The sequence below is a fragment of the Burkholderia sp. 9775_39 genome (genome assembly GCF_015712225.1).
GTDB classification, from domain to species: Bacteria; Pseudomonadota; Gammaproteobacteria; order Burkholderiales; family Burkholderiaceae; genus Burkholderia; species Burkholderia cenocepacia.
This window is the reverse complement of record NZ_JACCQC010000004.1, coordinates 319991-328981: the sequence shown is the minus strand read 5'-3', so window position 1 is coordinate 328981 and position 8991 is coordinate 319991. Positions and strand designations below refer to the sequence as shown.

7 protein-coding genes and 1 pseudogene are annotated in these 8991 nt (G+C 67.0%); 1 reads left to right on the top strand and 7 read right to left on the bottom strand.

All coding sequences use genetic code 11. The annotated features are described in order from the left end of the window. The 4 genes and pseudogenes from H0X90_RS08325 to H0X90_RS08310 form a co-directional block, all read right to left on the bottom strand. Positions 1 to 247: pseudogene (locus H0X90_RS08325) on the bottom strand (acetyl-CoA C-acetyltransferase); the annotation flags it as partial. 99 nt (positions 248 to 346) lie between these two features. Further along, positions 347 to 2212: a class I poly(R)-hydroxyalkanoic acid synthase gene (gene phaC, locus H0X90_RS08320; RefSeq protein WP_006485252.1), complete on the bottom strand. Its 1866-nt coding sequence runs from the start codon at positions 2210 to 2212 to the stop codon at positions 347 to 349. A gap of 360 nt (positions 2213 to 2572) precedes the next feature. Further along, on the bottom strand, positions 2573 to 3412 hold the full coding sequence (gene pgeF, locus H0X90_RS08315; protein ID WP_077190693.1) for a peptidoglycan editing factor PgeF: 840 nt from the start codon (positions 3410 to 3412) through the stop codon (positions 2573 to 2575). Positions 3413 to 3418: 6 nt separating this feature from the next. Then, on the bottom strand, positions 3419 to 4630 hold the full coding sequence (locus H0X90_RS08310; protein ID WP_034178468.1) for an RluA family pseudouridine synthase: 1212 nt from the start codon (positions 4628 to 4630) through the stop codon (positions 3419 to 3421). 41 nt (positions 4631 to 4671) lie between these two features. Here H0X90_RS08310 and H0X90_RS08305 point away from each other — a divergent pair, with 41 nt between their 5' ends. Next, positions 4672 to 5496, top strand: coding sequence for an outer membrane protein assembly factor BamD (locus H0X90_RS08305; protein ID WP_006484415.1), 825 nt, complete (start codon positions 4672 to 4674; stop codon positions 5494 to 5496). Positions 5497 to 5617: 121 nt separating this feature from the next. On the opposite strand, the gene H0X90_RS08300 is transcribed toward H0X90_RS08305, so the two are convergent. The 3 genes from H0X90_RS08300 to H0X90_RS08290 all read right to left on the bottom strand — a co-directional run bounded on the left by H0X90_RS08300 (position 5618) and on the right by H0X90_RS08290 (position 8967). Further along, positions 5618 to 7867: an ATP-dependent DNA helicase gene (locus tag H0X90_RS08300; RefSeq protein ID WP_077190645.1), complete on the bottom strand. Its 2250-nt coding sequence runs from the start codon at positions 7865 to 7867 to the stop codon at positions 5618 to 5620. 55 nt (positions 7868 to 7922) lie between these two features. Further along, positions 7923 to 8138 carry a YdcH family protein gene (locus tag H0X90_RS08295; RefSeq protein WP_006478692.1) on the bottom strand — a complete coding sequence of 72 codons (216 nt, stop codon included), beginning with the start codon at positions 8136 to 8138 and terminating at the stop codon, positions 7923 to 7925. Positions 8139 to 8214: 76 nt separating this feature from the next. Further along, complete coding sequence (locus tag H0X90_RS08290) at positions 8215 to 8967, bottom strand: hypothetical protein (protein ID WP_006485898.1); 753 nt, start codon at positions 8965 to 8967, stop codon at positions 8215 to 8217. Between the last annotated feature and the right edge of the window lie 24 nt (positions 8968 to 8991).

Genomic DNA, 8991 nt, shown 5'->3' with positions numbered 1-8991 from the left:
TCATCCCCGGCACGGCGTTCGGCAGCCCCGCCTTGATCAGCGACTGCCGCGCCGGGTTCTGCCCGGAGCCGGCCGTCAGCACCTGGCCCATGATCACTTCGCTGACCTGCTCGGGCTTCACGCCCGCACGCTCCAGCACTGCGCGGATCACCGTCGCGCCCAGTTCGGGCGCCGCAATCTTCGCCAGCGAGCCGCCGAATTTGCCGACCGCGGTCCGCGCGGCCGATACGATCACTACATCCGTCATTTCCCTTTCCTCCAGGCCCGCACGACACGGCGCGTCGTTACCGGCCCTGTTAAAAAAACTGCGGTGCACCGGACAGCGTGCGCCGCTGTCCGGTTTTCGTCAATCGCGCTGCAACACGTAGCGCCCGGGCGCCGGCTCGATCACCGGGAATTGCGCGGAACCCGGCTGGGCCGGCGGCGCGACCTTGCGACCGCCGTACGCGTCGAGCCACTCGACCCACGTCGTCCACCAGCTTCCCGGCTGCTCGGTCGCCGCGGCAAACCAGTCGTCCGCGGATTCGGGCAGGTCGCCCTCGTTGACCCAGTAGCTGCGTTTCTTCTTCGCCGGCGGATTGATCACGCCCGCGATGTGTCCCGACGCGCCGAGCACGAACTTCAGCGGGCCCGACAGGATCGACGTCGATGCGTAGGCCGTCTGCCACGGCACGATGTGATCCTCGCGCGAACCGTAGATGAAGGTCGGCACGTCGATCAGCGACAGGTCGACCGATTCGCCGCACACGGTCAGCGCACCCGGCTCGCGCAGCTTGTTTTCCAGATAGGTATGGCGCAGATACCACGCGTACATCGGGCCCGGCAGGCTCGTCGAATCGCTGTTCCAGTACAGCAGGTCGAACGGCGCGGGCGTGCGGCCCTTCAGGTAGTTGTCGACGACGTAGTTCCACACGAGATCGTTCGGCCGCAGGAACGAGAACGTGTTCGCGAACTCGACGCCGCGCATCAGCCCCGGCTGCGCACCGTTCTTGCCGCCGATGGTCTGCTCGCGCATCTGCACGTGCGCCTCGTCGACGAACACGTCGAGGATGCCCGTATCGGTGAAGTCGAGCATCGCGGTGAGCAGCGTCATCGACGCGGCCGGATGTTCGCCACGCGCGGCGAGCACCGCGAGCGCGGTCGCGAGCATCGTGCCGCCGACGCAGAAGCCGAGCGTGTTGATCTGCTCGCGGCCGCTGATCTGCTGCACCGCGTCGATCGCCGCGAGCAGCCCTTCGTTCATGTAGTCGTCCCACGTCTTGTGCGCGACCGATGCGTCCGCGTTGCGCCACGACACGAGGAATACCTGATGACCGTTCGACAGCGCGTGCGCGACGAGCGAATTCTCCGGCTGCAGGTCGAGGATGTAGAACTTGTTGATGCACGGCGGGACGATCAGCAACGGCCGCTCGAACACCTTGTCCGTCTTCGGCGTGTACTGGATCAGCTGGATCAGGTCGTTCTCGTACACGACCGAGCCTTCGGTACATCCGAGGTTCTTGCCGACCACGAACTGCGATTCGTCGGTCTGCGAAATCTTGCCGCGCTGCAGGTCGCCGAGCAGGTTCATCATCCCCTGCCGCAGGCTTTCGCCCTGCGTCTCGAGGATCGATTTCTGTGCGTCGGGATTGAGTGCGAGGAAGTTGCTCGGCGCGGCGGCGGCCGTCCATTGCTGGACCGTGAAACGGATGCGCTCACGCGTCTTCGGATCGGTCTGAAGCGCGTCGGCCAGCTCCTGCAGATAGCGCGCGTTGAGCAGATACCAGGCGGCCGCGAACGCATGCGCGGGGGACGCCTTCCACGCGTCGCCGCTGAAGCGGCGGTCCTTCAGCTCCGGCGACTCGAGCTTCGCGGCGGCCGCCTGCTGCATCAGCGTCATGCAATCGCGTGCGTAGTCGGCCTGCAATGCCTGGAGCCGTTCGGGCGGAATCGCGGCAACCGGCAGCTTCAGCCCCGCGAACGGCGACGCCATCGCGCCGAAGTCGGGCATCGACGGCATCTGGAACGGAAACGACGTCGGGAACTGGAATGTCGCGAACGGATTGACGGAGGCCGATGCCGTCGCGGCGCGCGCCGGATCTGCAAAACCGCGCCACGCGTTCAACCACGACTCGAACATCTGCTGCATCGGCTGGGCGGCCGGATCGAAACCGGTGCTGCCCGCGGAAGTGCCCGCATGCGCGGACGTCGACGAATTTTTCGATGCTGTCATTACCTGCCTTACCGGTGATTCGTGAGCGTCAATCGTGAAATCCTGCTCGCGCGCGGCGTGCCGGCTGCGAGCCGGGCCGTCATGCTCTGGAGAGGCGTCTCCAGATTCTGCCGCAGTGCGGTATTTTTATCATTATCGTTTTCCCCATGTGAAGCGCCCCGTCAAACCACTGAACATTTCGGCACGGAGATAATCCGCGCACAACAGACGGGACAAGGGTTCCGGCGAAACATAAAACATTTTGTTTAGCTTGACGTCGGGATTTTTCATTCAGTCGCGCATGCAACGCCGTATTGCCGCCTCAATATCGAGATAACTCGATTTCGCGGCGCAACAAAGCCGGCGCGCATGCGCATGCAATCAATCGGCCAGCCAGATTGCCGCGGCCATGCGCCCCGTCACGCGGTCGCGCCGGTACGAATAGAAGCGCGCACGCTCGGCGACCGTGCACGCCGTCCCGCCGCTCACGTGCGCCACACCCGCACGCGCGAGTCGCAGGCGCGCGAGCGCGTAGAGGTCGGCCAGGAACTTGCCGGGCGCGCCGTCGATCGCGACGAACGCATGACGGGTTTCATCATGCTCCGACTGCGGAGCCGTGTCGAGAAACGCGTCGCGCACATCGGCGCCGACCTCGAACGCCTGCGGCCCGATCGCCGGACCGAGATACGCATGCAGCGCGTCCGTCGCGCCGCCCGCAAGCGCCGCGACGCGCGCCGCCGTCTGCTCGACGATGCCGGCCGCGAGCCCGCGCCAGCCCGCATGCGCGGCGCCGACCGCGCGGCCCTGCGCGTCGCACAGCAGCACGGGCAGGCAATCGGCCACCATCACCACGCAGACGGCGCCTGCCTGATCGGTCACGCTTGCGTCGGCCTGCACCGGCGCCGTGGCACCAGGCGCGGCGGCGATCACCGCGTCCGCCTGCACGATCTGCGCGCCGTGAACCTGCTCGAGCCATGCGGCGCCCGACTGGCCAGCGAGGGCCAGCACGCGCGCGCGGTTGGCGGCGACATGGTCGGGATCGTCACCGGTATGCAGGCCGAGATTCATCCCGCCCGGCAGCGCAGCGCCGTCCTGCCAGCGCCCGTACGGGCCTTCGCTCACACCGCCGTCGCGGGTCGTGATCAGCGCGCGCACGCGCGGCGACACCTGCCAGTCGGGCCGCACGCAGTCCTGCCACGTCAACGGCGCCAGGTTCGTCATCGGCACTCACTCCTCCTCATCGTCGTCCAGATACGGCTCGTCGTCGTGATACTCGCCGCCGAAATCGTCATCGTCGTAGACACCGTCGTCGTCGTCGAATTCCTCGTCGCCCTGCCCGAAGCCGAGCGCGGCGACCAGTGCGTTCATGTCGTCCGGCAGCGGGCAGCGCCACTGCATCGCCTTGCCCGTGACCGGATGCACGAGGCCGAGCCGCCACGCATGCAGCGCCTGTCGCGCGAACCCGTCCGGCAGCGGCGTGACCGAGCGCTTGCCGCGCGCGCGCCCGTAGACCGGATCGCCGAGCAGCGGATGTCCGGCGTGCGCGCAATGCACGCGGATCTGGTGCGTACGGCCGGTTTCGAGATCGCACTGAATCGCCGAAACCGGCTGACGTTGCCACAGGCATGTGTCAACCGTGCGGAAATGCGTGCGCGCGGGCTTGCCCGACGCGCCGGTGACGACGGCCATGCGCGTGCGCTCGCGCGGATCGCGGCCGATCGGCGCGTCGATCGTGCCCGCCTCGGGCATCGTGCCCCACACCAGCGCGAAATAGCGGCGCTTCACCGTGCGGGCCTGCAGCTGGCGCACGAGGTCCGTCTGCGCGGCCAGCGTGCGGGCGACCACCATCAGGCCGGAGGTTTCCTTGTCGAGCCGGTGGACGATCCCCGCGCGCGGCAGGCCGGCCGCCGCGTCGCCGTAGCGATGCAGGAGGCCGTTGAGGATCGTGCCGCTCCAGTTGCCGGCGGCCGGATGCACGACGAGGCCGGCCGGCTTGTTGATGACGACGAGCGCGTCGTCCTCGTAAATCACGTCGAGCGGCACGGGCTCCGGCGTGAACGCGAGCTGCTCGGGCAGCAGATCGGGCACGAGCGCGATCTTCGCGCCGAGCGGCACCGGCTGGCGGATCTTCGCCGGCGCGCCGTCGACGAGCACCCGCTGCGCCTCGATCCAGCTCTGCAGGCGGCTGCGCGAGAATTCGGGGAACAGTTGGGCAAGCGCCTTGTCGAGCCGTTCGCCGGCGAGCGACAGCGGCACTTCGACGATACGCGGCGCGTCATCGCCCGCCACGGACGGCACGACGGGCGGCTGCATCGCGTCGCCGGCCAGATCGTCATCGAGGGAATCCCCCGAGGCAGCGTCGGCGGGCCGATCGCTTGGGCTATAATCTTCGCGATTTGGTGTGCCCGGCTGGGCATTCTGCGAACTTGAACGGGTCATTTAGACTGGGTCACCGAGACTTGAAGCTAGGACATGCGAGCATGATGAATTCGACCAAACGCACGGCCAGAACCGTCGCCGCCCGGGCTGCGGCGGTAGCGGCCGCGGCCCTCATCGCCGGCTGCCACGGCTTGCCGCAGAAGCAGGACGAGACGGCTACCTGGTCGAACAACAAATTATACTCAGAGGCCCAGGACGCACTGTCCGGCGGCGACTGGGGCAAGTGCGCGAAATATTTCGAATCGCTGCAAGGCCGCGATCCGTTCGGCCATTTCGCACAGCAGGCGCAGATCAACGTCGCGTACTGCAACTGGAAGGACAACGAACCGGCAGCCGCCGACCAGGCCGTCGACCGCTTCATCCAGCTCCACCCGGATCATCCGGATATCCCGTACGCGTACTACCTGAAGGGGATGATCCACTTCAACGACGATCTCGGCCTGTTCGGGCGCTTCTCCGGCCAGGACATGAGCGAACGCGATCCGCAGGCGCTGCGCGAATCGTACGATGCGTTCAAGGTCGTCGTCGATCGCTTCCCGAAGAGCAAGTACGCGCCCGACGCGGCCGCACGGATGCGCTACATCGTCAACGCGCTCGCGTCGCACGAAGTGCACGCGGCCGACTACTACTACCGTCGTGGCGCGTATGTCGCGGCCATCAACCGCGCCCAGCTCGCGATCAAGGACTACAAGGGCGCGCCGGCGATCGAGGATGCGCTGCACATCATGATCCTGTCGTACGGCAAGCTGAACCAGCCGGAACTCGCCGAGGACACCAAGCGCGTGCTCGCGGGCACGTTCCCCGACAGCCCGTATGTGACGGGCCATTCGCGCCCCGGTGCGAAGAAGTCGTGGTGGCAGTTCTGAAGCACGGCGCGATGTAACATCCGTTGTGCACACAAAAAACCCGGCCATCGAGCCGGGTTTTTTATTGGCGCCGCATGCAAGCGGCACCGGGACAATCAAGCGACAAGCGCCGCGCGCGCGATCAAGCGCGCTTGTCCGAGCGGTGCTCGTCGAAGAAATCCTGCACGACCGCAATCTCTCGCGTGCGCTTGAACGGCGGCAGGCTTTGCCAGATCCGGCGCCCGTACGGCTTGTCGACGAGTCGCGTGTCGCAGATCATCAGCACACCGCGATCCGTCTCCGCACGAATCAGCCGGCCCGCGCCCTGCTTCAGCGTGATCACGGCCTGCGGCAACTGATGCACCGCGAACGGGCTCAGCCCCTTCTTCGTCAACGCATCGAGCCGCGCGGCCAGCACCGGATCGTCCGGCGGCGCGAACGGCAGCTTGTCGATCACGACCAGCGACAACGCATCGCCGCGCACGTCGACGCCCTCCCAGAAACTCTGGCTACCGACCAGGATCGCATTGCCGTACGCGCGGAAGCGGTCGAGCAGCTCGGTACGGCTTGCGTCGCCCTGCACGAGCAGCGGCGTGTTCCAGCCGCGCGCCTCGATCACGTCGCGCAGCTTCGAGGCGATCCGGTCGACCGCGCGCAGCGTCGTGCACAGCATGAACACGCCACCGCCGGACGCCTCGATCGCCGGCAACGCGGCATCGAAGACGGCATCGGTAAACGCCGGCGAAGAGGGCTGCGGCAGGTTGCGCGGCACGTACAGCAACCCCTGCGACTGGTAATCGAACGGGCTGGCGAGCGTCATCGAACGACGCGAGCTGAGGCCCATCTGCGCCGCGTAGTGCGTGAAATCGCCGCGCACCGACAACGTGGCCGACGTGAACACCCACGCACGCGGCACACCCGCACGCTGCTTCGCGAAAATCGGCGCGACCGACAGCGGCGTTTCGTGCAGTTGCACGGTATGCGCGAACACCTCGACCCAGCGCACCTTCTCGTTCGGATCGCCGTCAGTGGCCGCGTTGTCGCCAGCCACGGCCGCATCGGCCCGCGCGGCCGCTTCCGCCGCGCCGGGCGCGACCCAGCCGGCCAGCAGGTCCTGCAGCTCGCGGGCGCGCCGCAGACACGCGCCGAGCGATTCCGCACGCTCGGCCTGGCTCGCGAGTGCCGACGCGAGCGCATCGAGCGCAGCGTCGAGCGCATCGAGCGCACCGAACATCGGGTGATCGTCGCCGAGCTGCGCGAGCGACATGCGCACGATCTGGTCGTTCGCGAACGCGAGACGCAAGTCGCGCGCCGCGCGCTCGAGATCGCCGCCGAGCTTCACCCACTCGACCGCGTCGCGTGCATGGCTCAGGCCTTCGGCCACCGTGTCGCGCGCGAGCTCGAGGATCTGCGTCGTCGACAGCGTCTCGCCGAAGAACAGCGTCGCCGTCTCCGGCAGCTGATGCGCTTCGTCGAAGATGATCGTGTTCGCGTTCGGCAGCAGCTCGGCCATCCCCGTGTCGCGCAGCATGATGTCCGCGAAGAACAGGTGATGGTTGACGACGACGATGTCGGCCTGCTGGGCCTCGCGCCGCGCCTGCATCACGAAGCATTCCTTGTAGTGCGGGCATTCCTGGCCGAGGCAGTTGTCGCGCGTCGACGTGACCATCGACCACACGGGCGCGTTTTCCGGCACGCTTGCGAGTTCGGCCTTGTCGCCGCTCTTCGTGATCTTCGCGAAGCGGACGATTTCCTGCAGATAGGCCGTGTCCTGCCGCGACGGCAGCCGGCCGTTGTCAGCCGTGCGTTGCAGGTAGTAGTGGCACAGATAGTTGGCGCGGCCCTTGAGCATCGCGACCGACACCGGCACCGCGAGCGCGTTGCGCACGGTCGGGATGTCACGCTGGAACAGCTGGTCCTGCAGGTGCTTCGTGCCGGTCGACACGATCACCTTGCCGCCCCACAGCATCGCGGGCACCAGATACGCGTAGGTCTTGCCGGTACCCGTGCCGGCCTCGACGATCAGCGTGTTGTCGCCCGCGTCGTTGTCCGATTCGGCTGCCGCGGCATCGTCCGCCGCCGGCCCGGCCGTCTTGTCGGCATCGCCCAAGCGACGCGCCGGCCGCTTGCGGGTTTCGAAGATCTCGGGTTCGGGCATCCGGCGCGCGGACGCTTCCATCGCGGACGCGACCGCGCGCGCCATCTCGATCTGCGACGTACGCGGCCGATAGCCGTCGAGCGCGCGCGCCAGCAACCCGCCTTCGCCGAAGATCGTGTCGAGCTCGTCGACACGCTTGCGGCTCAGCTCGAAAGTGCCTTCGGGCGCACGAACGCGCCCGGCGGACGTCGTGTCACGCCGGGCATCGGGGGTGGCTTCAAGCGGTGAATTCAAGGCAAGCGTTCCTGTGTCCAGCGCCCGGGCGGCGCCGGCGCTTGCCAGGCCGCGCTCAGGCGCGCTTATCCGGTTCGAGCTGCGATTGCAGCAAAATGATTTTGTCCTTGGCCGCCAGCTTTTCCTTCTTCAGCCGGTGCAGCGTGATGTCGTCGATGTCGGAGTGTCCTTCCTTCAGCTCGATCTCCCGAGCGAGCTGCTGGTGCTGCTCCTGCAATGCAGCCAAACGGTTGTGCAATTCCTGCTGCTGTTCCGTGTGACGGTTTTGCATAGTTGCCTCCTCATCGAAGCAGCGCGACGGCCGGCGTGCCGACGCGCCCGAGACTGATCCCGATCAATTCAACACGTTACTGCCCCTGCTGCTGTTGCTGCTTGGCCTTCTCGGCCGCTTCCTGCTGACGCCGCTCGACATCGGCCTTGTGCTGCGCGGCTTCCTTCTGCTTCTGCTCGTAGCGCGTGGCGTTGTCCGCCCGTTCCTGCGCCTTCTGCGCCGCCTGCTGGTGCGCCTGGTCGAGCTTGCGCTGGAAATCCGCCTGCTTCTGGTCGTATGCCTGCTTGCTCGCAGCGCGTTGCGGTCCTTCCGCGCCGCGCTGCGCCTGTTTCAGTGCATTCTGCTCCTGCTTGTCGCGGAATGCAGCCGCGTTCGCCGCTTCGTTCGCCGCCCGCTGCGGCGCTTCCGCCGCGTTCCGGGCCTGCTTCAGCGCCTGCTGCTGGTCGCGCTGCTGCGCGCGCACCGCACGCTGCTCGTCGTTGAGCGCGAGCTGCTCCTGGCGAATGCTCGCCCGTTCCTCGCGCATCTGGTCGCGCGCCTTGCCGAGACAGTGATTGACGAAGAACTTGCTGTAACAATCGTGCTCCGCCACCGCATAACGATAATCGTTTTCCGCGGAGCGTTGATTGAGCACTTTTTGACGGGCGTCGAAATCCGGGACGGCGGAGGCGGCAACGGGCGCGGACGCGACGGCGTCCGGCGCGCTGGCGTCAGCGGCCTGCGCGAATGCGCCGGAAGGCCCGGCAGACAAAGCCGCGGCGAGCGCTGCGCCGAGCGCGACGAGAGAAATGCGGGAAGTTGGCAACGTCGTAGGAAAGCTGCGGGACATGTGTCAAATTCTATCACCCCCGGC

What these genes read in the sequence shown, in the direction of transcription:
- phaC (WP_006485252.1), bottom strand. Translation starts at nt 2,212, where the DNA reads ATGACAGCATCGAAAAATTCGTCGACGTCCGCGCATGCGGGCACTTCC.
- pgeF (WP_077190693.1), bottom strand. Translation starts at nt 3,412, where the DNA reads ATGACGAACCTGGCGCCGTTGACGTGGCAGGACTGCGTGCGGCCCGAC.
- H0X90_RS08305 (WP_006484415.1), top strand. Translation starts at nt 4,672, where the DNA reads ATGATGAATTCGACCAAACGCACGGCCAGAACCGTCGCCGCCCGGGCT.
- H0X90_RS08295 (WP_006478692.1), bottom strand. Translation starts at nt 8,138, where the DNA reads ATGCAAAACCGTCACACGGAACAGCAGCAGGAATTGCACAACCGTTTG.
- H0X90_RS08310 (WP_034178468.1), bottom strand. Translation starts at nt 4,630, where the DNA reads ATGACCCGTTCAAGTTCGCAGAATGCCCAGCCGGGCACACCAAATCGC.
- H0X90_RS08290 (WP_006485898.1), bottom strand. Translation starts at nt 8,967, where the DNA reads ATGTCCCGCAGCTTTCCTACGACGTTGCCAACTTCCCGCATTTCTCTC.